General features: G+C 57.8%; 21 protein-coding genes. 6 read left to right on the forward strand and 15 right to left on the reverse strand.

Translation table 11 applies throughout. From position 1 onward, the window contains the following. Positions 1–18: 18 nt before the first annotated feature. The 6 genes from AC5RE1_RS07245 to AC5RE1_RS07270 all read right to left on the reverse strand — a co-directional run bounded on the left by AC5RE1_RS07245 (position 19) and on the right by AC5RE1_RS07270 (position 6304). The gene (locus AC5RE1_RS07245) at positions 19–792 is read right to left on the reverse strand and encodes an amino acid ABC transporter ATP-binding protein (protein ID WP_103632854.1); all 774 of its coding nucleotides are present in this window, start codon (positions 790–792) and stop codon (positions 19–21) included. After that, complete coding sequence (locus tag AC5RE1_RS07250; protein ID WP_493938528.1) at positions 792–1640, reverse strand: amino acid ABC transporter permease; 849 nt, start codon at positions 1638–1640, stop codon at positions 792–794. The genes AC5RE1_RS07245 and AC5RE1_RS07250 overlap by 1 nt, the downstream gene beginning before the upstream one ends. Before the next feature lie 103 nt (positions 1641–1743). Then, a complete protein-coding gene (locus AC5RE1_RS07255; protein WP_219585571.1) occupies positions 1744–2613 on the reverse strand; it encodes an ABC transporter substrate-binding protein in 870 nt (289 codons plus the stop codon). A 124-nt stretch (positions 2614–2737) separates the two neighbouring features. Beyond that, positions 2738–3271: a cupin domain-containing protein gene (locus AC5RE1_RS07260; RefSeq protein ID WP_103632852.1), complete on the reverse strand. Its 534-nt coding sequence runs from the start codon at positions 3269–3271 to the stop codon at positions 2738–2740. Continuing rightward, the gene (locus tag AC5RE1_RS07265) at positions 3268–4569 is read right to left on the reverse strand and encodes an amidohydrolase family protein (RefSeq protein WP_103632851.1); all 1302 of its coding nucleotides are present in this window, start codon (positions 4567–4569) and stop codon (positions 3268–3270) included. The genes AC5RE1_RS07260 and AC5RE1_RS07265 overlap by 4 nt, the downstream gene beginning before the upstream one ends. Continuing rightward, on the reverse strand, positions 4562–6304 hold the full coding sequence (locus AC5RE1_RS07270) for an adenosylhomocysteinase (protein ID WP_103633002.1): 1743 nt from the start codon (positions 6302–6304) through the stop codon (positions 4562–4564). The genes AC5RE1_RS07265 and AC5RE1_RS07270 overlap by 8 nt, the downstream gene beginning before the upstream one ends. 152 nt (positions 6305–6456) lie before the next feature. Here AC5RE1_RS07270 and AC5RE1_RS07275 point away from each other — a divergent pair, with 152 nt between their 5' ends. Continuing rightward, positions 6457–7329, forward strand: a complete 873-nt coding sequence (locus tag AC5RE1_RS07275) for a Cof-type HAD-IIB family hydrolase (RefSeq protein WP_179370097.1) — start codon at positions 6457–6459, stop codon at positions 7327–7329. 329 nt (positions 7330–7658) lie between these two features. On the opposite strand, the gene AC5RE1_RS07280 is transcribed toward AC5RE1_RS07275, so the two are convergent. Then, positions 7659–8288 carry a hypothetical protein gene (locus AC5RE1_RS07280; RefSeq protein WP_103632850.1) on the reverse strand — a complete coding sequence of 210 codons (630 nt, stop codon included), beginning with the start codon at positions 8286–8288 and terminating at the stop codon, positions 7659–7661. A 142-nt stretch (positions 8289–8430) separates the two neighbouring features. Here AC5RE1_RS07280 and AC5RE1_RS07285 point away from each other — a divergent pair, with 142 nt between their 5' ends. After that, positions 8431–8952: a peptidylprolyl isomerase gene (locus AC5RE1_RS07285; RefSeq protein ID WP_006680637.1), complete on the forward strand. Its 522-nt coding sequence runs from the start codon at positions 8431–8433 to the stop codon at positions 8950–8952. A 252-nt stretch (positions 8953–9204) separates the two neighbouring features. Then, complete coding sequence (locus tag AC5RE1_RS07290) at positions 9205–10059, forward strand: rhomboid family intramembrane serine protease (RefSeq protein ID WP_103632849.1); 855 nt, start codon at positions 9205–9207, stop codon at positions 10057–10059. A 148-nt stretch (positions 10060–10207) separates the two neighbouring features. On the opposite strand, the gene AC5RE1_RS07295 is transcribed toward AC5RE1_RS07290, so the two are convergent. Continuing rightward, a complete protein-coding gene (locus AC5RE1_RS07295; protein WP_103632848.1) occupies positions 10208–10471 on the reverse strand; it encodes a cell division protein CrgA in 264 nt (87 codons plus the stop codon). 252 nt (positions 10472–10723) lie between these two features. Here AC5RE1_RS07295 and AC5RE1_RS07300 point away from each other — a divergent pair, with 252 nt between their 5' ends. Genes AC5RE1_RS07300 through AC5RE1_RS07310 form a run of 3 tightly spaced genes read left to right on the forward strand, consistent with a single transcriptional unit; the run spans position 10724 to position 12460 of the window. After that, complete coding sequence (locus AC5RE1_RS07300) at positions 10724–11491, forward strand: DUF881 domain-containing protein (RefSeq protein WP_285069533.1); 768 nt, start codon at positions 10724–10726, stop codon at positions 11489–11491. Positions 11492–11509: 18 nt separating this feature from the next. Further along, complete coding sequence (locus AC5RE1_RS07305; RefSeq protein WP_103632846.1) at positions 11510–12259, forward strand: class E sortase; 750 nt, start codon at positions 11510–11512, stop codon at positions 12257–12259. A gap of 48 nt (positions 12260–12307) precedes the next feature. Further along, positions 12308–12460 carry a hypothetical protein gene (locus AC5RE1_RS07310; RefSeq protein ID WP_006680642.1) on the forward strand — a complete coding sequence of 51 codons (153 nt, stop codon included), beginning with the start codon at positions 12308–12310 and terminating at the stop codon, positions 12458–12460. A gap of 384 nt (positions 12461–12844) precedes the next feature. On the opposite strand, the gene pknB is transcribed toward AC5RE1_RS07310, so the two are convergent. The 7 genes from pknB to AC5RE1_RS07345 are packed head-to-tail and all read right to left on the reverse strand — an operon-like array spanning position 12845 to position 21844. Next, positions 12845–14851 (reverse strand): Stk1 family PASTA domain-containing Ser/Thr kinase, encoded by a 2007-nt coding sequence (gene pknB, locus AC5RE1_RS07315; RefSeq protein ID WP_493938517.1) that lies wholly within the window; start codon positions 14849–14851, stop codon positions 12845–12847. Beyond that, the gene (locus AC5RE1_RS07320) at positions 14824–16488 is read right to left on the reverse strand and encodes a serine/threonine-protein kinase (RefSeq protein ID WP_179370098.1); all 1665 of its coding nucleotides are present in this window, start codon (positions 16486–16488) and stop codon (positions 14824–14826) included. The genes pknB and AC5RE1_RS07320 overlap by 28 nt, the downstream gene beginning before the upstream one ends. Further along, the gene (locus AC5RE1_RS07325; RefSeq protein WP_103632843.1) at positions 16485–17939 is read right to left on the reverse strand and encodes a peptidoglycan D,D-transpeptidase FtsI family protein; all 1455 of its coding nucleotides are present in this window, start codon (positions 17937–17939) and stop codon (positions 16485–16487) included. The genes AC5RE1_RS07320 and AC5RE1_RS07325 overlap by 4 nt, the downstream gene beginning before the upstream one ends. Next, the gene (locus AC5RE1_RS07330; RefSeq protein WP_103632842.1) at positions 17936–19327 is read right to left on the reverse strand and encodes an FtsW/RodA/SpoVE family cell cycle protein; all 1392 of its coding nucleotides are present in this window, start codon (positions 19325–19327) and stop codon (positions 17936–17938) included. The genes AC5RE1_RS07325 and AC5RE1_RS07330 overlap by 4 nt, the downstream gene beginning before the upstream one ends. Then, the gene (locus AC5RE1_RS07335) at positions 19327–20649 is read right to left on the reverse strand and encodes a PP2C family protein-serine/threonine phosphatase (protein WP_103632841.1); all 1323 of its coding nucleotides are present in this window, start codon (positions 20647–20649) and stop codon (positions 19327–19329) included. Before AC5RE1_RS07335 ends, AC5RE1_RS07330 begins: the two co-directional genes overlap by 1 nt. Further along, complete coding sequence (locus AC5RE1_RS07340) at positions 20649–21143, reverse strand: FHA domain-containing protein FhaB/FipA (protein ID WP_006680648.1); 495 nt, start codon at positions 21141–21143, stop codon at positions 20649–20651. The genes AC5RE1_RS07335 and AC5RE1_RS07340 overlap by 1 nt, the downstream gene beginning before the upstream one ends. Further along, a complete protein-coding gene (locus AC5RE1_RS07345) occupies positions 21140–21844 on the reverse strand; it encodes an FHA domain-containing protein (RefSeq protein ID WP_103632839.1) in 705 nt (234 codons plus the stop codon). The genes AC5RE1_RS07340 and AC5RE1_RS07345 overlap by 4 nt, the downstream gene beginning before the upstream one ends. Positions 21845–21877: the final 33 nt, after the last annotated feature.

Consider the following 21877-nt stretch of genomic DNA (forward strand, 5'->3'; position numbering starts at 1 on the left):
TGCACGTACCTGACAGCGTCAGTGCAGGATTCGTGACAGGAAGTCTCGAGTCGCGTCTTCCTGCGGATTGTCGATCACCTGCGAGGGTGTTCCCTGCTCGACGATGCGACCGTGCTCAAGGAAGACAACGCGGTCTGCAACGTTGCGCGCGAAGCCAATTTCGTGCGTGGCCATGAGAATCGTTGATCCTTGCGCTTTGATTTCGCGGACGAGGTCCAGAACTTCGCCGACCAAGACGGGGTCAAGTGCGGATGTGATCTCGTCCAGCAGAAGTAGTTCGGGGTTGGTGGCAAGCGCGCGGACGATAGCGACGCGCTGTTGTTGGCCACCGGACAGACGATCGGGGAATTCCTTCGCCTTGCTTTCCAAACCAATTCGGCTGAGAAGTTCCATGCCACGCTGGTCAGCCTTTTCGCGATCCCATCCGTGGACCTTGCGTGCCGCCAGAGTGACGTTGGCAAGAACGGACATGTGGGGGAACAAGTTGTAGTGCTGGAAGACAACCCCGATACGTGAACGAACCTTGTCGACGTTCACTGACGGATCAGTGATGTCTTCGCCAGCAAGGAAAATCTGGCCGTCGTCAACGCGCTCAAGCAGGTTGGCGCAGCGCAGAAGTGTGGACTTACCGGAGCCGGATGCGCCGAGCAAGACGACGACTTCGTGCGAATTGACTGCAAGGTTCAGCCCGCGAAGCACGACGTTGTCGCCGAATCGTTTGACGACGCGCTTGGCTTCAAGGACGGGCGTGCTTGCGGCGTTCAAAAAAACGTGGGCTGTGGGGGTGCTCATCAGACGGTGCCTTCCATTTGTTCGCGCTGGCGCAGGCGTGCCGTGTACCAGTCAGACAAGCGGATGAAGGGGAATGACATGACGATAAACAGCAGGCCAGCAACGACGTACGAGGTGAAGTTGTACGTCATTGCCTGGTAGATCTGCGCTCCGCGGATCGCGTCGACAGCGCCGAGGACCGAGATCAGGCCGACGTCTTTCTGCATTGAAATGAAGTCATTCATCAATGCCGGCGTGACCTTACGGATTGCCTGCGGGACGATGATGTGGCGCAAAGTCTGGCCGTGCGTCAAGCCAAGCGAACGCGCAGCGTAACGCTGGGACGGGTGAACCGATTCCAGACCTGCGCGCAGGACCTCGGCAACATATGACGTGTAGGTGAGGATCAGCGCGACCGTGCCCAAGAACGCGACTGGGATGCGCGTTGTCGGGTTGAGTGCCGGAATACCAAAGCCAATCAGGTAAAGAACCACCAGGAACGGGACACCGCGGAAAATATCCGTGTACGCAGCCGCTAAGAATCGGATGGGGAAGAAGATCGGGCCACTCAAAGTGCGTGCCGCAGCCAGCAACGTTGCGAAGAAGGCAACGCCGATGACGGACACCAGCAGAATCCGGATGTTCAGCCACAAGCCTTTGGCAACCTGCGGGAGCGCTTTGATGAAGTGCTCGCCTGAGAAGAAGGTTTCCTGCGTGCGTTCCCACCCGGGAGAGCGGGTGATAACGAACCACATGACCAGTGCGAAGACCAGTGTCGAGGCCATGGAGATCAGAATCGATCGTGTTGCACGCTTACGCCGATACGCGCGACGGCCGAGCTCCACGTCAGAAACGGGGAGCCCGGCCATCACGTCGGTAGCATCAGTGTTTACTGCTGGGGACACGTATTGTCCTTCGTTATCAGTGCCGGCTATCGTCCGAGCCGGCAGTCAAACTGCGGTTGACGAAACGTCACTTGATCAGCGGGACCGCGACAGTGTTAGAGAGCCACTTGGACTGGAGTTCAGAAAGGGTGCCCTTGTCACGCAGGGAATCAACGGCTGCGGTGACGGCTGCGGTCAGCTTCGATCCCTTCGGCAGAACAATGCCATAGTCGTCGCCATCGGAGGTGGCCTCGAACTGGCCGACAATGACGCCATTATCGATCTGAGCGCTGGTCATGTAGAACGCGGTCGGAAGGTCGACGACGATCGCGTCAACCTGGCCGTTCTGCAGGGCAGCAAGAGTGTCGTCGGAGTTGTTGTAGATCGAAGCCTGCTTGGACAGCTGATCGCCAAGCGTGTTCGTGATGAACTGCTGCGAGGTGGTGCCGGCCTGAACGCCGAACTGAACATCCTTCAGTTTTGCGATGCTCTGAGCGGAGGCAGCAGCGGAGCCTTCAATGGCAACAACAGCCTGAGAGGTCGTGTAGTACGGGCTGGAGAAATCAACGGCCTGCTTACGCTCGTCCGTGATGGAGAACTGCTGAAGGTTAATGTCCCAGTCCTTTGCGCCCGGAGCGATCGACGAATCGAAGGTTGCGCGGGTCCACTGGACGTTTTCCTTGCTGTAGCCGAGTTCTTCGGCGACAGCGTATGCGACGGCCGCTTCGAAGCCTTCACCGGATTCGGGAGCGTTATCGATAACCCACGGGGAGTAGGCTGGTTCGCCGGTGGCGATGGTCAGCTTGCCGGGGGTGACGGTTTCAAGCGCACCAGACTGAGTGGCGACCGATGTGGCAGATTCCGACGAGGTGTCAGCAGAACCCGAGCATGCGCTCAGGAACAGTGCAGCAGACGTTGCCAGCGCGAGAGCGGAGAATGAACGGACAGAACGGCGCATCAAATGCCTCCAGTTAGCCTGATGGGAAACTCAGTCGCAGTTTTCCGCGACCTCTTCAGCCTACGGGGCGACCATGTACAGATTCGTCTGCAATCTTGCTTCACGGACGTTTGTGACAAGAAAATCACACGTTTTCTGCGAGTCTCCAGTCTTCGTAGGTGAATTCGGGTGAGACAACACACGTTGCCAATGCAACGCTATCGCGTGCGAACGTTCGCTGCCATGTTCCTGCTTTCACCAGGACCTGAACAGGGTTCGCCGCGTCGGTGGGCACCTGCGGTGTTCCGGCCTGATCAGGTGAAGGCGATGCGGACTGGGTTCCGGCCTCGTTCCCTGTCGAAACCTGGGGTGCACCCAAGATGATGGTTTCGGGTTGGTTGCATGGCGCGTCCCCGGTTCCGCCGAACTGGATTTCGAGCGCGCCCGGCCCATGCCAGAGCCACAACTCATCGGAGCGGACGACGTGCCAGCGGGCTTCCATGTCCTGGTCGAGCAGGAACAGGATCGCGGACGCGGTCGCTCGTCGCCCACCCTCCGTTTCCACGACCGCGGGCGCTGTCCATGTTCTGCGGAACCAGCCACCCTCGGGGTGTGGCTCAAGGCAAAGAGAGTTCACGAGGCCGATCGCCTCGGTGGAAACGTCTAGCTGATCGGTCATCGGAGGCTTCCGTCGCGCGAGAACCTGACCTGACCTGCGATCACTGTTTCAACTTGGCGACCCGCGCCGTAGCGAACAACGTCTTCGATTGAGCCCGTGATGTCGGAAACAGGGACATCGATGACGCACAGGTCTGCCACCGCGCCCGCTTGAAGCTGACCGACGCGATCCGGTCCCGTCGCGAGTCCCATGGCCCACGCACCCCCTAGTGTTGCGGCGTTGAGTAACCTACGTGCCAGGTCGGACGCGCGATACCCCTGGTTGCGTGCGATATCGAACAGGACGGCAACATCTTCCATTACGTCCAGCGAGGGCGACGATGACAGCGAGTCGGTGCCGACAGCAATCATATTGCCCTCATTGAGGTAGGCGGCCACGGGTGGCGCATCCAAACCAATGACACGGTTCGAACGCGGGCAAAGCGCCACGGCAGTTGAACGAGAACGCAGACGGCGACGATCATCTGCCGTCATGTACACGCCGTGCGCAACGTGGCAGTCGGGGCCGAGAACTCCCAGCTGGTCAACGAACTGCGTCGCTGAGAAACCGCCACCGCGAGCGCGCATCGCCGTGAACGACGACGAGTCACCGGTGCGCCAGAGGTCTGAGAGTTCGCCCGTGCGGCCTTCAGCCCATTCGGCTTCCGAGTGTGATTCACCGAGGTGAATGTGCAGTCGAACTCCGCGTCTGCGCGCCAAGTCGGGCAGATCGAGTAGCGGGTCAGCTTCGAGTGAGTAGGGGGCGTGTGGCGAAATGCCGACGGCAGGAGGGGTGGGCATTGCGTCGAGAGCCTTCTCGACGGTTGCGGGCCCGCGCTCTTTCCAGTCGTCGTTCGTCCAGTCCATGACCTCCCAGTAGGCGATGCCGTGTAAGCCAGCGTTGTGAAGTGCGGACGCGGCTTCGGGATCGGTCACTACGTCGGCGGCGCTGGTCGTGCCCGCTTCGAGGAGCATGTGCGCGCCGGTCGACGCATCCTTACCCCAATCCAAACCGCCTGCGTCGTAGACGGCGTTGAACCCGCTGATCCAGTCGGGCATCCCTCTGTATTGCTTGACACCAACTTCGGCCATTCCCGTGTACTGCAGGTGCGTGTGCGCATTCACGAGGCCGGGAAGCAAAACCCCATCAAAGTGGCGCTCCGAATATGACAGTCCGCGCTCGGCCAGCGTTTCCAGAACCCAGTCGCGCGCCCCAACGTGCTCGATGCGACCATCTTTCACTGCGACAGCACCATCCATGACGGACGGAGCGGTAATCGGGATAACCAGTCCGGCAGACCAGACTTGAACGTTAGACATGAGTTTCCTTCGCGAAAGAAATTGGCTCGGGTTCGGTCGTCCACTGCAGGTCGAGCGCGCGCCGTGCGACCAGATTATCTGCATCCTCGGGCAGGGAGTGCACGCCCGGTGATAACGGATCGTGTGTGGGGTTCTCATGCGTGAGCAGTTCGCGCAGTGAAGACACCTGGACGGCGAAGCTCATATCCATGATTTCGATAGCGTTGCCTTCGCCGGCTGTGCAGTTAATGCACCCGCCCTTGTCGAGGATCGTGATGTGGCGGTGGGTGGCCTCGTTCCCCTGCGCACTACCTGGGAGAGCAGGATCTGTAGCCGTCGCGGGAACGTAGAGCAGACCGACTGCGCGATCATCGCTATCTTCCCAAGTCCAACCGGCTTTGAGAGCCTCTGAAAGGGCAACTTCGTCGGTTACGCCACCGGATACCGTCACCACGCACGCGTCGGGCATTGCAGTGAGGGCTTCGAGGGTGATCGTGTCATGTTCGCCGGTTGCGCTCATCACCCAATCGGCGTTCGCGCAGGCATCGAGAAGCGAGGCTGTCTGGAACCCATCCATGCGAGCACGCAGTTCGCGCACCGGATCGAGCTCCACCACCGTCACCAGAGCGCCACACGCGCGGGCAAAGTGAGCACCGCCCATGCCAACATCGCCGTAGCCCACAACCACGAAACGCTGATTCCAGAGCGGAACCCCCTGTAACTGCGGATCAACGAGGTCCAGAGAAGTCAGCAAACAGGACTGGCCCGTCGCATACGCGTTATCGAAAAGAGTCTTCGAGCGCGCATCATTCGATGCCATCACCGGGATGCGTAACGGAAAGCCCCGAAGCGGACGAATCCCCGACGTCGTCTCTTCCGCGGCACCCTTCAAGGTAGTCAGAGCATCAGGAGCGCGCGTCTCGTCATGCGCCATGCGGATCAGATGCGATCCATCATCGAGCAGGAACTCGATCCCACTGGTCAGAAACTGGCGAGCAAGCTCTTCTTCACGCTCCGGTGTCGCGCTCGACTCCGCAAAGACGGCAAGCCCTGCCGCGCGAAGCTGATCCGCCACATCGTCCCGAGTTTCATCTGCGTGCCCAAACACGCTGACCGTCGCGCCCGCTTCCTTCAGCAGGAGAGCGAGCACCGCCGTCTTCGGCTCCAATACCAACGCGAGCCCGACATGACGACCCTTAAGAGCGCCCGTTGCTACAAGATCACTGACCGTCGCCCGCGTCACCGGCATGAATGATCGCGCCCACGCCAGACGACGCTGCGCATAACTCGCATCATTCTTAGGATCATAGGGATCCCGAAGAAGCTTCCCGTCCGAATCAAGAACCTGAACGTGAGGAGGAATCTGGCGAACATCAGGCTCCTCATCCACATTCACATACATGCCAACCTGCGACGGATTCACACGCACAACGGGCGCCTCATTCACGCCCACCACCACACTAATGTGCCCTAACGACTGTTCGGCAGCCTCTTCGGGACGTACAACCACCGCGTCAGCGGTGGCCTCGTCAACCGAATTCACAAACCTGACATGCGCGCCAAACCCTGAGAGCAACGACCCCAGTGCCTCGTACACCTCGCACCACCATGGCGAGGACGCGCTCGCGGACGTCAGAATCGCAAACGAGCGACCAGCAACCAGCAGATTCGTCGTTGCCGCGAAACGACGCACCACAACCTGCGCGATGGCACGCGAATCAGAAGAGGTCGAAGCAAAAGGACGAACATATTTCATACCAACGACGCTAGCAAGACGTAGTCTCACGCACAGTCAGAGCACAAGAATTCGAACACAATCGCATAAACGTCGACAATCTCACGCATGAAATGAGACCAGGAACGGCTTTCGTGTCGGATACGTCCCCAACAATCGGGGACAATCGAAGCATGACACTGCTTGAACCCACCGACCTGTCATCCCTCGCTACCGACTGCGACCTGCGTCTTGTCGCTGTCGACATGGACGGCACCCTGCTCGATGACGACAAAAACTTCCCCGAGAGACTCCCTGAACTCCTCGACATCATGGATGAGCGTGGGATCGTGTTCGCCCCATCATCAGGACGCCAAGCATGGACGTTGCTCGACATGTTCCCCGGACGCCCCGGAATGACAGTCATCGCTGAAAACGGTGCGATTGTCATGAAAGACGGCAAGGAAGTTTCATCCAGCCCCATCGACCACGAAACTCTCCACCGTGCCATCGACATGGTGCGCGACGCCGTCGCAACCGGAATCAATGGTGGCCTAGTCATGTGTGGCAAGCAATTCGCCTACGTTGAACGCACGGACGACCTATTTGTTGACGGCGTCCTGCCCTACTACCACCGCACCAAACGAATCGCCGATCAGCACGAGATCATCGACATGATCGATTCCGGTGAAATCGACGACGACATCGTGAAGCTCGCCGTCATGTGTCTTGACCCGGTGGGCCCGCTGGCTGAAGCAACACTTGCGAACTTCGCGGACACTCACCAGTATGCGGTTTCCGGAGATAACTGGGCTGACCTGCAGATTCGTGGCGTCGACAAGGGTGATGCTGTGCTCGCACTGCAGGACGCTCTTGGCGTGACGCCCGCGCAGACCGCAGCATTCGGCGACTTCCACAACGACATCTCCATGTTCAAGTACGCCGACTGGTCGTTCGCCATGGCGAACGCTCACGCTGACGTTGTTGCGGAAGCCCGATATATTGCGCCGTCCAACAATGAGGATGGTGTCGGCCAGGTTGTTCGCACCCTGATAGGAGATGACTGATTTTCGCGAAGTGACCCCGACTGCGCTTGATGCGACACTTTTGTCCTGAAATGTGTGGTTGTGTCGCGTGGGGTGTAGTTGGTGACGCGCGACGAGAGAAACGCGCGAGCAAAGCTGGTGACCCACAAACGCACAACTGATGCTTCTCAAACACAAAACTGGTGGTCACGCGACATCAATCGCATGACCACCAGCTTTAACGTGTGATGGCGAGGGGTGTGAGGCTCAGTTGCGCTCTTCCGAGGGGTTCACTTTCCCGTGAATTCCACTTCGCTGTCATCTTGTTGCGCCGGAGGCTCACTTCTGAGTGAACTCACTTCGCCGAGAGCTCACTCTTCGGTTGCGGTGTCAATCTGCTCGACGCCTTCGACCTTTTCAGGTTCGGTGGTGGGAAGGTCGACAGTCGTTTCCAGGTCGGCCCAGTATTCTTCGGCCCAGGGATCTTCGATCGGCTGGCTACGCTTCCAGAGCACGTAGCCGGCGCCGGCGACGGTTGTTGCAAGGGCGGTCCATCCGATGGCGCGGAGGAAGCGGTGTTTCTTCACGATGACCTTCTTTGTCGGGGTGGTGAGAGCTGCCTGCGATGCTTCGCTGGCGTGACGTGCGCGTTCAAGCAACGGCGTTCCCTCTGCGGCGAGCGCTGCGCCACCTTCGTGGACGGCTCGCTGGATGCGCGGAATGTAGTCTTCGACGACCTCTTCGCGTGCCTTTTCGAATGCGGGGCGTGCGCGGTCTGCTGCGTCAACGGCGCGAGCGGTGACGTCTTCGACGACCGGTGTTGCGCGGTCGATTGCTTCGTTCAGTGCTGCTTGGGCGCGAGGTGCTGCCCAGTCGATGCCCTGTTCAGCGAGTTCGGTGGCTTTCACTGCCACCCGTCCGGCGTGCACGGCGACCGCGTCGCGCAGTTGGAGTGCTTCGTTGCGAAGTTTCTCCGTGTCGAAGTTCGGTGTGTTGGCCATAGTCCGAATCCTTCCAATAGTTGCTGCGGTTTGTACCGCGTCTTCCCATTGTGCACCGAAGTTTTGTGATCTGCACCCCTAGCGACAAAATCGGGTGGCTCCAGATCATGCCTTTTGGCGCCTTTTCTGGGACGATGAAGACATGGAAGCAACACTGCACACCTCTATGGGTGATATCAACATTGAACTGTTCCCGAACCACGCACCGAACACGGTGAATAACTTTGTCACGCTGGCTCGTGGCGAGCGCGAGTGGGTTGACCCGATGACCGGCCAGAAGACGTCGCGTCCGCTTTACGACGGCACGATTTTCCACCGCGTTATTTCGGGCTTCATGATTCAGGGTGGTGACCCGCTGGGCACCGGTACTGGTGGCCCGGGCTACCAGTTCAACGATGAGATCCACCCGGAACTCAACTTCAACAGCCCCTACCTGCTGGCCATGGCGAATGCTGGCAAGCGTATGGGCAAGGGCACGAATGGTTCGCAGTTCTTCATCACGGTTGCGCCGACCCCGTGGTTGCTGGGCAACCACACCATTTTCGGTGAGGTCAAAGACGAAGAGTCGAAGAAGGTTGTCGACGCGATTGCAACGACTGCGACGGGCGCGAATGATCGTCCAGTGAATGACGTTGTGATCGAGTCGGTTTCGATCGTCGACTGAGTGTGAGGTTGGCGTGTCTCGTGTTCGGCGTGGTTTCCCGCTTGGGTAATTGTTGCTGATTGGCGAGGCCGCCTCCACTTGATCGATCACGTTTTCTTCATTGTGGGGCGGATGGGGGAGCGGATCCCGTGTGGATTCGTGCGTCTGTCCGCCCTAGGTGTATTCAGACGGTAAGAGCGATTTTGGTTGCTCGTGAGCGTCGGGAGCGGGATGGTGTGTCTGGTTTCTGGCGGTGTGTGGAGGATATAGAGCATGTCGACGCCTTTGTATGGACAGCGTTCGAACCCGTATGCGGCTCCTGAGTGCCCGCGTCACCCGGGTGTGCGTTCGGTGGATTATTGCAAGAAGTGCAATCGTCCGATGTGTGTTGATTGCACGGTGCGGACCGAGGTTCGTTCAGTGTGCGTGGAGTGCGCGAACGTTCGCAGGCCACGTGTTCCCAGTGGTCAGCCGGTTGTGACGTACACGCTGATTGGTATCAACGTTGCGTTGTTCATCTTGTCCTTCGTGTTGCCGTTGGTGGGGAATTGGCTGTTCTTTAACCCTGCGGTGGGTTACCGCCAGGTGTGGCGGTTCTTGACGACTGCGTTCCTTCACAGCGGGTTCATGCATATTGCGTTCAATATGTTGGCTTTATACTCGGTGGGTATTGAGCTTGAGCAGGTGTTGGGGCGTACCCGGTATTTGTCTGTTTATCTGCTGAGTGCGATTGGTGCGTCGCTGTTTGTTTTGGCGTGGGTCTTGATTCAACCGTCGTCGCTTGGGACGGTGACCGTGGGCGCGTCCGGCGCTGTGTTCGGTTTGTTCGGTGCGATGTTCGTTTTGCAGAAGCAGTCGGGTATGGATACGAGGGCCGTTGTGGGCCTCTTACTTGTGAACTTGCTGATCGGTTTTATTGTCCCGAATGTGTCGTGGCAGGGGCACGTGGGTGGCCTTGCCACGGGCGCGTTGGCGACGTGGATTTATTGGCGTCAGGGGCGTGCAAAGCCTGGAATTACTGCGAAAAAGCAGGAACGTCAGGCCTTGTGGATAACTGTGGGTATGTATGTTGCTGCGATCGCCTTGATTGGCTTGACCTACGAAGTGATTTTCGAGGTTCTCGGATAAATTCGTTGAAATCTCGAGGTTTATGCGAGTTATCCACAATCTGTGTGATTGTCTAAGTTACACGGATGTAATTTATCCCCAGGTGTGGAAACACCTGGGGATAACTCTTGTGATTGTTGAAATCTAGCGGGAAACCTTTATCAACAGGTCATCGCCAGCGGAGCGTCATCAAGAAACCCACCATCATGATGCCCAGGCCGATCACCATGTTCCACCAGTCGATGCCGGGAATCGGGTAAACGCCCGAAGAAATGTAGTAGACCATCAGCCACACAAGGCCGATGAGAAGAAGGGCAACGAAAGCCGGTGCCCACCAGCTGGGGCTCAGCGGAATACCTGCGGTCCAGGCGTTGAGATCCTGATCTTCGGGAACCTGGTGCTTCGTATTCTTGCGCTTTTTGTTCTCAGCCACGTTTCTCCTCAATTGAACTTTGGTGCCCTTGCCGACTACTTCTCGGAAAGGCATCGCAGAACGCTAACCCCTTTAGCGTAGTCTTCCAAGTAACGACAAACCAAAGTGCAACGCGGGAAGGAGGCATTGATGGCACACAATCAGGACGATTCGCCCCATTTGACTCCACCCGAGGCATCACAAAAATCCGATTCCTCGAGCCCACCCGCCTTTGAACCGAGGTCGCGTTCGAAAAAGAAGGCGGCCTCGTCGATGAAACCCAAGCCCCACATTTCGCACTTCGACGGCCCCTGGCACGTGGCCCTGCGCAAGCTACGGAAGTTTGCGCCACTGTCTCCACGCGCGGCCACATCCGTTTTTATTGTCACCGCGGCTTGCGGCTTGCTGTTCATCGTTTCAGCGCAGGCGAAGAATGACGCCGACAACCTCGGGCGAGATACCAACCTGATTTCGCTGGTACGAGCCTCGCAGGATGAAGTCGAAACGCTTGATTTTGAGGTGAACGCACTGCGCGACATCGTCTCTCAATACGCCAACTCGTCCGGCCAAACGCAGACCGAGGATACGTCCATTACCTCACTGGCAGCACAGCCCGTGACCGGCCCAGGTGTGACTATTACGCTCACGGACGCACCCCAGCAGGCGATTCCCGACGGTGCTACACCGAACGACCTAGTCATTCACCAGCAGGACATTGAAGACGTGATGAACGCGCTCTGGAATGGTGGCGCGGAAGCCATGACTGTCCAAGGAGTACGCGTGACCGGACAAACAGTGATCCGATGCATTGGCAACGTGATTCTTGTTGACGGACAGCCTTTTTCTCCGCCATACGTGGTGGAAGCCATTGGTGATCCGAACGCGCTCACAGAGAAGGTCAACGCAAATCCCCGTATTGTTAATTACAAGGCCTACGTTGCTTTGTATGGCCTTGGCTGGGATCTGGAGACGAACAAATCCCTTCATCTTCCCGCGGCTAGCGTGAAGACATTTAACTCATACGCACAGGTGGTGGACTAAAACATGACAAGGCGTTCCATGGCAGGCGCACATATTGCACCCCAAAAGAAGGCCTCGCCGCTCAGCGTCGCTCTTGGAGTGATTGGTGAACTCTTCATTACCGTCGCCATCGTTTTGATTGGTTTCGCACTCTGGCAGCTCTACTGGACGTCTTTCAAAGTTGAAGGACCTCGCCAGCAAGCGATCGAAACATACGCCCAAGCGCACGCGCCCGCTACCACAAACGTTGGTGAGGAACGCACGGATGACCCGCCGTCAATGACCACCAGCGTTGACCCGAACCAGATCTACGGCCTTATTCATGTCCCAAAGTGGAACTGGATGAAGATTCCGTTGGCGGAAACCACGTCGACATTCGTCCTAGACCAGGGTTTCGCAGGCCACTATGAGGACACCGCTCAGCCCGGCGACATCGGCAACTTCTCTGTTGCCGGCCACCGTCGCACCTACGGTAATAACTTCCGCTGGATCGACCGCCTGTCCGTCGGCGACCCCGTTGTTGTCGAACTCGACAACCACTACGTCACGTACACTATGGAAACCAGCGAAATTGTTGAGGCCAATGACCCGGACAACTACCGCGTCGTCGCCCCCGTGATTGATGATGTCACGTGGAGCCAGGTGCCCACGGAACGTTGGATGACCATGACTACTTGCCACCCCGAATATGGGAACTCGCAACGTTTCATTGTTCACCTGAAGTTCAAGTCATGGACTCCTAAGGACACTGGCGTGCCCAGTGCGCTGGCGGACGAACCCGCAGCCTGATCCCATTTTCTCCGCTTGAACATCGCTTGAAAAGGACATTTGATCCACATGTACGCTTGGATTTTTCGTCATCTTCCCGGACCGACATGGTTGAAGGTGATTGAGTCGTTGGTTCTGATTGGCCTTGTTGCCTACGCTCTTCTTGAGTGGGGTTACCCGTGGGCCCAGGAATACTTAGAGTTGGGCGAAGCGTCCGTCTGACCTGTTCACCCGTTGACGCTTTCGCCGTTTCAGGTGGCGTTCGGCTGATACTTTTCCGCATACGCGCGGATGGTTCGTGCCGGTTCGTTTGATCTTGGTGTCGTTGTGACGCGTTGCCAACGTGTTCTGGCGCGTGGAATCGGCGTGATTCTATCAGGGTGGCTTAAGGGGGACGAGGCCACGCCTGGACGGGCGCGGAGCTTGAAGCCTGTTGTAGCTGAGCGGAAATACGCCACTATGAGTGAGGGCGCATAGTTAAGGTTTGCATCTGTTGATGTTGCGGTGAAAGTTCCAACAACCTTCAGCGTAACCTGGCGGGGATCATATGATCCCCGCCAGGCCTCGTCAATCAAATCCACCCACGGTGAATCGGATAACTACCCACTAGCTACCCGAGTTCGCCTGACCGGAATTGTTCGGATTAGCCGGAGGAGTCTGCGGACCCTTCGACACCGTAAGGTTCACGGTCGAACCCTGGGCGACAACAGAACCCTCAGTCGGATTCACCGCCAGAACACCGCCAGCTTCCAGATTGTTCGAGTACTGCTCCGTCACCGATGTGCGCAAGCCAAGCTCCTGCAAAGTCTGAACAACATGCGCCTGGTCGTAACCAACCAAACCTGAAGGAATCGTGATCTTGCCAGAAGACACAGTCAACGTGACCGCCGTGTCCTTATTAACCGACGTGCCAGCAGCCGGGTTAGTGGAAATCACTAGACCTTCCTTCTGGCTCGGGTCATCCGACACCTGAACGGAACCAACCGTCAAGCCCTTCGCAGCCAGAGCCTCGCGCGCCTGATCCTGCGTCATACCCGTAACATCCGGAACCTCAACGCTCTTCGGGCCCGACGACAGACTGACCTTCACGGTCGATCCCTTCTTGACCTTCGAACCAACCGACGGGTTCACCTGAGCAACCTTGCCTTCTTCCACATCCGCAGAAGCAACAGGGTCAGCGGTCTGTTCATACACAAGCCCCAGAGCCTCAATTGCCTGCTTCGCGGCATCCGGGCTCATACCCACTAGATTGTCAGGAATAACAACGGATTCAGCGCCACTCGACAACTTGGCTGTCACGGTCGAACCAACCTCAACCTGATCGCCCGACGGCGGATCAGTCTCGGCGACCTTGCCTTCTTCAATCTCGTCAGAGGCAACCGTCTCATTCGAAATCGCGAACACCAAGCCAACAGACTCAACTGCGGACTTCGCCTCCGCCTGCGTCATTCCGATCAGATTGTCGGGGACAGCGACCATCTCTTTATCCGAAGAAGCATGCGACAGTGCGTACCAAATACCGCCCATCAGTAGCAGAGCCACAATGACAAGCGCGATAATAATGCCCTTCTTCGACTTCTTTTTCGGTTCTTCCTCAAACTCCTGCGTCGCAACGGGCGCAAAGGTCGTTGTCGCATTTGACGGGGAAGCAACTGCCGGAGGCAACGTTTGAGTCGGCTGCGAATTAGCTACGTTTGCCGCAGCCATCGGAACCGTGTCCGCCCACACCGCAACGGCTGGAGCATTCACGTGGCCACCGTGCGACGCTCGCATCAAATCAGCCAGCATAGAGGCAGCTGACGTGTAGCGGTCTGTGCGATCCTTTGCCAGAGCCTTCATGACGACGCGATCAAGTGCCTCGGGAACATCCGGGGTGATCGACGACGGTGTGGGAGGCAACTGCTGAACATGCTGGTAGGCAACGGCAACAGCCGAATCGCCGGTAAACGGCGGACGACCGGTCAGCAACTCAAACAGGACAACGCCGGTGGAGTACAAGTCGGAACGCGCGTCCACCTGCTCACCGCGAGCCTGCTCGGGCGACAGGTACTGGGCAGTGCCAACGACAGCGTTCGTCTGCGTCATCGTCGCCTGCGAATCGGTGATCGCACGCGCGATACCGAAGTCCATGACCTTCACCTTGCCGTCATTCGTCAACATGATGTTGCCCGGCTTGATATCCCGGTGCACCAAATGCTGCGAATGGGAGTATTCAAGCGCGCCCAACACGCCGGATACGATGGCAACGGCCTCGTTGATCGGCACCGGAGTACCGTCAGCGAGCAGTTCCTTGACCGTGTGCCCCTCAACGTACTCCATCACGATGTACGGCACGGAGATAGCGCGACCGTCAGGGCCGGTCAGCATTTCCTCGCCCGTGTCGTACACGGCCACAATATTCGCGTGGTTCAAAGAAGCAGCCGACTGCGCTTCACGCCTGAAACGCGCCTGGAACACGGAGTCTCGTGCTAGGTCAGAGCGCAGCATCTTGATTGCGACAACGCGTGATAGGCGCGTATCGAAGCCCAGGTGGACTTCCGCCATACCGCCACGCCCGATCAGTGAGCGAACCTCGTACCTGCCGGCTAGACGGCGGCCCATGGAGTCTGCCATGTCTGAACCTCCTTCGTGGTGGGGAGCCCGTCACTGAGAAGCGACGTGAGTGACCCGAACATGTGCTGAAGAATGAAATATGCGCCCGCGAGAATCGCGATGATTATCAGGGCAATGATGATTGCTTGGATGATGCGTCGACCCTTTGAAACAGGTGGCGCAACCACCGACCTGTTGTACTGAGTCGGAGTCGGGGGCACGGTGCTCACCGGTGGCGCATTCCGCTTCGACACGGAGTACCAGACCTGCCTGCTCGCCTGGCTCGACGGCTTCGGTCTGACCCGCTTGGGTGGTGGCGACGACAGTTTCTGCTGGCGCGTCTTCGTCTGGGGGGACGAGGTCACGGCCTGCGTTCCTGAGCGCTTGGCTGAATCGATGGCCGAACGTTTGTCGGTGAGAGCCGGTGGTGGTGGAAGTGTCGGCGACACCGAAGCGTGAGCCGTGTCAGCCTCTTCGCGGACGCGAGCACGTTCCTTCAGTCGTTCACTGAGCTGACGACGACGCACCGCGGTTGGATCTAAGTCCACATCCCCCTTGTTCGATGGCATGGCATCTCCTGAGAGCGACTGTGAGTGTTCTGTCTGGGAGTTTACGTTTTGAGGATCCTGCGAATCTGACTGTTGCGTAAGGTTCTGCGGATCCGTTGGAGTATCAAGGCCCGCTGGGCGTTCCAGCAGTTCCTCGGGAAGACTGCGACGCTTCGTGTGATGAACCGGCGCTGCCACGGGAGACGGGTGAACCTGCGTCGGCTCCATCTTCGCCTCTGGGAATGGGTCGGGAAGCGGATGAGTTGCTACAGAAATACCCATCTGCTTTGCCGCCTTCGACAGCTCGCGGACCAACGCCACACCAGAGTCGGGGCGCTTCTCCGGCTTCTTTTCCAAGAGGTGACAAATGATGTCAGCAAGCGGACGCGGCACGTCAGAAGGCAGGGGAGGAACAGGATCATTCACGTGCGAGAACGCAATATCAACTTGCGTCTTGCCAGTAAAGGGTCGCTGCCCGGCAGCAGCCTCGTACGCAATCACACCCAAGGCGTACAAATCACCCAACGATGTCGCGATTTCCCCCATTGCCTGCTCGGGCGGAAGGTACTGAGCCGTGCCCATCACCATTCCCGCGGCGGTCAGAGCCGCCTGATTATTCGAGCGCGAAATACCAAAATCGGTCAGCTTCACGATGCCGTCGGGGCGCACCAGAATATTCGCGGGCTTAATATCACGGTGGACAACCCCGGCTTCCGACGCTGCGCCGAGCGCCATCGCGACCTGCATCAGCACGGGGACGAGGTCCTGCGTGGCAATGCGATGACCGTCTTTCAAGTAGTGATTGAGGGGCTTGCCTTCAACCAGCTCCATGACGATCCAGCCGCGACCATCCTGCTCGCCAGAATCCTGCACGTTCGCAATATTCGGGTGCTGGATACGCATCGCATTATTCGCTTCGATACGCAGACGCGACAGGGACAACTCTTCGCCAGAGAACTCCGGGCGCAATACCTTTGCGGCCACCATGCGACCGGTCACCTGATCGCGGGCCTTCCAGACCTCGCCCATGCCACCTTGAGCAATCGGCGTGAGTAGCGTGTAACGACCGCCCAGCTTCTTGCCCGCTGAATACTTTGTGGAAGAACTCATTGGATACCTGCCTCTAGAAGCGCGCGAGCAATTGGGCCGGCAACGGTTCCACCGTGAGGAGCTGGATCCGTATCGTCACCCTCGACAAGGACAGCGAAGGCAATCTGCGGATCATCAGCGGGAGCAAAACCCACCGCCCACGCGTTCGCGTGTCCGTTAGTGCCCGTTTCCGCCGTGCCGGTCTTCGCCGCCACGGAAATGCCGTCGATCGCCATGGATGTGCCCGTGCCATACGGCTGATTGACAACACCCTTCATCATCTCGGTCAGTTGCGTCGCAATATCGGCACTAATCGGGGTGCGCAACACAGTCGGGTTGGTCTCGGACTGGACAGCCAAATCAGCATCCACAACCTGCGACACCAAGTAGGGCTTCATCATCTGACCACCGTTAGCGATCGTCTGAGCAATCTCAGCCATTTCAAGTGGCGTCACCTGAACTGAATACTGGCCGATAGCGCTCATCGCCAACTGGGCCGCGTCCGTCGTTTCAGGGAAAACCGAAGGAGTCACAGCAAGCGGAATCGACTGGGACGCGCCGAAACCGAAACGCGACGCCACATCGGCAAGCTGATTGTGAGAAAGAGACTGCGCGGCAAGAATGAACGACGTGTTGCACGATCGTGCAAACGCTTCAGCCAACGTCGGATTCCCATCGCCACACGTCGAAGACTCAATGTTCGACACCGTCGTCTGAGTTCCGGGAAGCACTGTTGAAACGGGGGATTCCACATTCGTGGATGGTGAAGCGACACCATTTTCGATCAGAGCGATTGACGTCAAAATCTTGAACGTCGAACCTGGCTCATAGCGATTACCCGCGATCGCACGGTTCGATAGGGGCTCGTTCGGATCTTCCGTCAGAGCCTTATACGCGTCACTCACCGCCTCGGAATCGAAGGCGGCCAGAGAATTCGGGTCATAGCTGGGAGATGAATACATCGCCAAAATCGCGCCGGTCTTTGCATTCAACGCCACGACGGCGCCCTTGCGGTTACCCAACTGATCAGCGGCAATCTGCTGGAGGGTCGGATCCAACGTCAGCACCAAGCCACCGCCCTGGCGAGAAGCGCCCGTAAACAGGTTGTGAAGACGCTGACCAAGAAGAGCCTGAGACTGTCCGTCCAATGTTGATTCAGCGGCCGACTCAAGCCCGGTTGCCTGCGAAAATGCGGACGAGAAATACCCGGTCACCGAAGCATAAAGCGGACCCTGAGAATAGGAACGCTGGAAACGATGAGAGCCCTCAATCTTCGTTGACGACGCAATCGCCGAACCCGCAACAATGATCGGACCGCGATCCGTTTCCGCCGCGTGCAAAATAGTGCGTTCATTACGCCCATCGGCGTTTAAAGACGGAGCCTGAAGGAACTGATTGTTCGTTGCAGCCAAACCAAGCAGAGCAAACATTGCGAAGATGACGATGGACAAGCGACGAATCTGATGGTTCATGCGTTCACCTCACGTGCAACTGACGGTTGGATACCTGAGTTCCACGGAGCAGGTGTGGCGGCGGGACGACGAGCCGCATCGGACACGCGAATCAACAGCGCGACAGTCAACCACGACGACACCATTGACGAGCCGCCGGCTGCCAAGAACGGCGCCGTCAGACCCGTTAGCGGGATCAGGCGAGTAATACCGCCCAACACAACGAACAGCTGAATTGCCAGCGAGAAACTCAAACCCGTTGCCAGCAGCTTCCCGAAACCGTCACGAACGGAAATGGCGGCACGTAAACCGCGTTCAATCAGCACCAGATACAGCACCAGAATTGCGGCCAAACCGGTCAAACCCAATTCTTCGGCAAGCGACGAAAGAATGAAGTCAGAATTGGCAAGAGGAACCAACTGTGGGTAGCCACGACCCCAACCTGTCCCCATCAAACCGCCCGATGCCTGACCGAACAGCGACTGCACCAGCTGGAACGACCCGCCCGTCTGCTCATAAACCTCGGGATCCAACGCGTTCAACCACACCGAGAAACGATTCGCGACGTGCGGGAATGCCTTGACTGTCAGCGCAACAGCGGGCACGAACATGACGAAACCGATGACCAGCCACGACACTCGATTCGTTGCCACGTACAGCATTGCCACGAACAGGCTGAAGAACAGGAGCGAGGTACCAAGATCGCGCTGCAAAACAAGAATCGCAATACCGATCAACCAGACAAGCAGAATCGGACCCAAGTCGCGGGCGCGAGGCAATCGCATTCCAAGGAACTGACGTCCACCAATCGCAAGATTGTCACGATTCGTCACCAAGTAGCCGGCAAAGAACAGTGCCAGCGTGATCTTCACCAGCTCGCCGGGCTGGAACGACATCGAACCAATGCGGATCCAGACTCGTGCCCCGAACGTTTCGACACCGAGCCCCGGAATCATCGGGAGCAGTAGCAGGATCAAGGACAGGACACCGAACGTGTACGTGTAACGACGCAACGAACGATGGTCCTTCAACACGATCAGAATCAACGCGGCGACAGCAATTGCGATGCCCACAAACATCAGCTGACGCATGTCGACAGTCGCCTGACCAAGCGCATCGTAGGACATATCCAAGCGATAAATCATCGCCAAACCCAGGCCGGTGAGCGCTACCGCAATCGGCAGAATCACGGGGTCAGCGAAGGGTGCCAGGAAATGCATCCCCACCTCGGCGACAATCGCAATCGCCAGCAAAATACCGGCGTGCATCGCAAGATTGCCGGGCAACTCACCCGTGCGATTAATGTTGGTCAGAACATATCCGCCAATACCGACTGTCAAAGCAACCAGCAAAAGAATAATTTCAAGACCGCGACGAGGCTTCGCGGGAGCAACGGTCACAAGAGCCATCAGTGACCACTCGCCAAACTGTTATTCGTCGAACCTGATTGAGCTCCCGACTGTCCTGAGGACGCGGATTGAGCGCTATCGTCAGACTGAGAGTTATCAGCGTTCAGTGCAGACTTAAAGCTCTTCTTGTTCAGACGCAACTGATCAATGTACTGATCGATCTTCTCGCGCGACGAACGCAGAACAGGATCCTTCAGGCGTTGACGGTCCGCATCGGTCAACTCAGCCAACGAAAGATCCGTGACTTCGACGGCGTGCGAGAACTTCCACGGTCCCAACGACTGCGGAATGCCCTGGTAGATAACGACGTAGCCATCCTGGCCGATCACGTAATACTGGCTCTGCGTCCACGACCAACCAAGCCATCCGCCAACACCGAGCAGAACAGCGACAACAAGGCCCAAAAGCGGGGCGAACCAAGCGCGACGCTTCGTCTGATCCTCGCCGTCATCTTCGTCAATCGCCAAACGGCGTTGCTTCCGCAAAGCCGCCGCGCGCCCAGCCGCACCCTCGCCACCGCGAGAAGCAGCATGACGATCAATCGCCGCCGCGCCCACAATCTGGGGAGGCCCAACCGGATACGACCCGGGCTTGACAATGTCAGCAACAACGCACGTGATGTTGTCAGGACCGCCCGCGCGAAGCGCAAGGCGAATCAACTCTTCAGCGCACTCACCGGGATCATCAATTTCGGCAAGAACAGCCCCCAACGTCTCGGGAGACACAACACCCGACAGACCATCGGAGCAAAGCAACCAACGATCGCCGACAACCGCTTCGCGGATCGTCTCATCCGGAGTCACATCCGCCTGAGAATCGCCCAAAACACGCAAAACAACATTCTTATTCGGATGGTGTTCTGCCTCTTCAGGCGTGATTTGACCGGACTCCACCAGATACTGAACGAACGAATGGTCCGTTGTTACCTGCGTGAGAGCCTCTCCACGCAAAACATAGGCGCGCGAATCGCCGATATGAACCATCGCCAACTTATTGCCCGAACGCATCACAGCAATACACGTCGTCCCCAGACCCTCAAGATCCTTGTCTCGACGAGAACGATCCGACAGTTCATCGTGCGCATCCATCAACGCTTCGCGAAGCAACGGCAGCATCTTGTCCGCAGGATACGAATCCGAATCCAGAGGAACAAGGTGCGCAATCGCAACGCTTGACGCAATATCGCCACCGGCAGGACCACCCATGCCATCGGCTAAAACAAGCAGGTTCGGACCCGCATAACCAGAATCCTGGTTATTGCTTCGAACCAACCCAACGTCAGAACGGGCCGCGCAACGGAATTCAATCGGGGCAGCTGCCATCAGCTCACCAATTCAAACGTGGTCTGCCCAATACGCACAACATCGCCCGAATGAAGCAGACGAGGCTCGCTCAGACGCTCATCATCAACGAAGGTGCCATTACGGCTACTCAAATCCTCGATCCACCAGCCTTGCTCAGAAGGCTGAAGGCGAGCATGACGCCCCGACGCGTACTCATCCTCAAGCACAAGCGTCGACGCGGGCGAACGCCCAATCACAATCGGTGTCGTTCCCAACGGAAGAACAGTTCCCACAAGCGGGCCACCCGTCAGCAACACGTTCCGTGGCACATCGGGCTCTAAGTTCCGAGCCTGGTGGCGGTTTCGTCGATTCTCTTTACGACGCTGATCAGCGGCCTTTCTGCCCTTACCACGCGGGGTAACAACCGTGCCAAACACGTCGCGACGCAACGTATTCACGGCACCCAACACGAGCAACCACAGCAGGACCAGGTACCCGATCCTAAAAACCGTAAACGCGAGATCCGAGGTCATTCATCACCCCCCGTTTCCGGGTGAGTCCAAAAGTCGATGACAGTACGACCAATCGTCAGCTGGTTACCATCCAGCAGGGTCGCAGCATCAATCTTGTGGCCCTCAACAAACGTGCCATTCGTGGAACCAAGATCAGTAGCAATCACACCGGTCGGCGTGATTCGCAGTTCAAGGTGACGGCGCGAAACGCCGGTGTCGGCGACGATAATATCGGCTTCGGTACCGCGACCAATCACCGTCACGGGTTCTGTCAGTAGCCAACGCTCGCCATTCACCTCAATGATCGGGTGCTCAGGCGAAGGAGACGAGGCAGTCGCTGGCGCGACACTCCCACGCTTATTCGAAGCCTCGACGCGCAACTTGCCTGCCTGCTCCTTGTCATCCTCGCGGAACTCAACGCTTACCGGGCCAAGCAGGGCGTACCCGTTGTCCGCAGCATGCTCGGTCGCCTGCGTTGCGAATTCGTCCGCAAGAACATTCAAGTCAGCTTCCAACGAATCCAAATCAGCCGGCGTAGCAAACACCGTGAAATGATTCGCCGCGATCGTGCGCTCCGTTGACAGCTCCTGCGCCGAATCGTCCATCGCGCGACGAATAGCCGAGTTCACATCAACCGCTTTAATGCCGGAACGAAAAACCTTCGAAAAGGCATCGTTGACACCACGCTCAACTGCGTTCTCAAAGCGATCAAAGATGCTCATGCTCGGTACTCCTAGGGACAGGCGGTATTGGAC

This window comes from Actinotignum sp. usb-actsch-rep-73, from assembly GCF_059082735.1.

Coding starts and splice junctions, on each gene's coding strand:
- AC5RE1_RS07255 (WP_219585571.1), bottom strand. CDS start 2,613: ATGCGCCGTTCTGTCCGTTCATTCTCCGCTCTCGCGCTGGCAACGTCT.
- AC5RE1_RS07265 (WP_103632851.1), bottom strand. CDS start 4,569: ATGTCTAACGTTCAAGTCTGGTCTGCCGGACTGGTTATCCCGATTACC.
- AC5RE1_RS07345 (WP_103632839.1), bottom strand. CDS start 21,844: ATGAGCATCTTTGATCGCTTTGAGAACGCAGTTGAGCGTGGTGTCAAC.
- AC5RE1_RS07275 (WP_179370097.1), top strand. CDS start 6,457: ATGACACTGCTTGAACCCACCGACCTGTCATCCCTCGCTACCGACTGC.
- AC5RE1_RS07245 (WP_103632854.1), bottom strand. CDS start 792: ATGAGCACCCCCACAGCCCACGTTTTTTTGAACGCCGCAAGCACGCCC.
- AC5RE1_RS07260 (WP_103632852.1), bottom strand. CDS start 3,271: ATGACCGATCAGCTAGACGTTTCCACCGAGGCGATCGGCCTCGTGAAC.
- pknB (WP_493938517.1), bottom strand. CDS start 14,851: ATGGCAGACTCCATGGGCCGCCGTCTAGCCGGCAGGTACGAGGTTCGC.
- AC5RE1_RS07310 (WP_006680642.1), top strand. CDS start 12,308: ATGTACGCTTGGATTTTTCGTCATCTTCCCGGACCGACATGGTTGAAG.
- AC5RE1_RS07250 (WP_493938528.1), bottom strand. CDS start 1,640: ATGGCCGGGCTCCCCGTTTCTGACGTGGAGCTCGGCCGTCGCGCGTAT.
- AC5RE1_RS07270 (WP_103633002.1), bottom strand. CDS start 6,304: ATGAAATATGTTCGTCCTTTTGCTTCGACCTCTTCTGATTCGCGTGCC.
- AC5RE1_RS07290 (WP_103632849.1), top strand. CDS start 9,205: ATGTCGACGCCTTTGTATGGACAGCGTTCGAACCCGTATGCGGCTCCT.
- AC5RE1_RS07285 (WP_006680637.1), top strand. CDS start 8,431: ATGGAAGCAACACTGCACACCTCTATGGGTGATATCAACATTGAACTG.
- AC5RE1_RS07320 (WP_179370098.1), bottom strand. CDS start 16,488: ATGAGTTCTTCCACAAAGTATTCAGCGGGCAAGAAGCTGGGCGGTCGT.
- AC5RE1_RS07280 (WP_103632850.1), bottom strand. CDS start 8,288: ATGGCCAACACACCGAACTTCGACACGGAGAAACTTCGCAACGAAGCA.
- AC5RE1_RS07325 (WP_103632843.1), bottom strand. CDS start 17,939: ATGAACCATCAGATTCGTCGCTTGTCCATCGTCATCTTCGCAATGTTT.
- AC5RE1_RS07335 (WP_103632841.1), bottom strand. CDS start 20,649: ATGGCAGCTGCCCCGATTGAATTCCGTTGCGCGGCCCGTTCTGACGTT.
- AC5RE1_RS07300 (WP_285069533.1), top strand. CDS start 10,724: ATGAAACCCAAGCCCCACATTTCGCACTTCGACGGCCCCTGGCACGTG.
- AC5RE1_RS07330 (WP_103632842.1), bottom strand. CDS start 19,327: ATGGCTCTTGTGACCGTTGCTCCCGCGAAGCCTCGTCGCGGTCTTGAA.
- AC5RE1_RS07340 (WP_006680648.1), bottom strand. CDS start 21,143: ATGACCTCGGATCTCGCGTTTACGGTTTTTAGGATCGGGTACCTGGTC.
- AC5RE1_RS07305 (WP_103632846.1), top strand. CDS start 11,510: ATGGCAGGCGCACATATTGCACCCCAAAAGAAGGCCTCGCCGCTCAGC.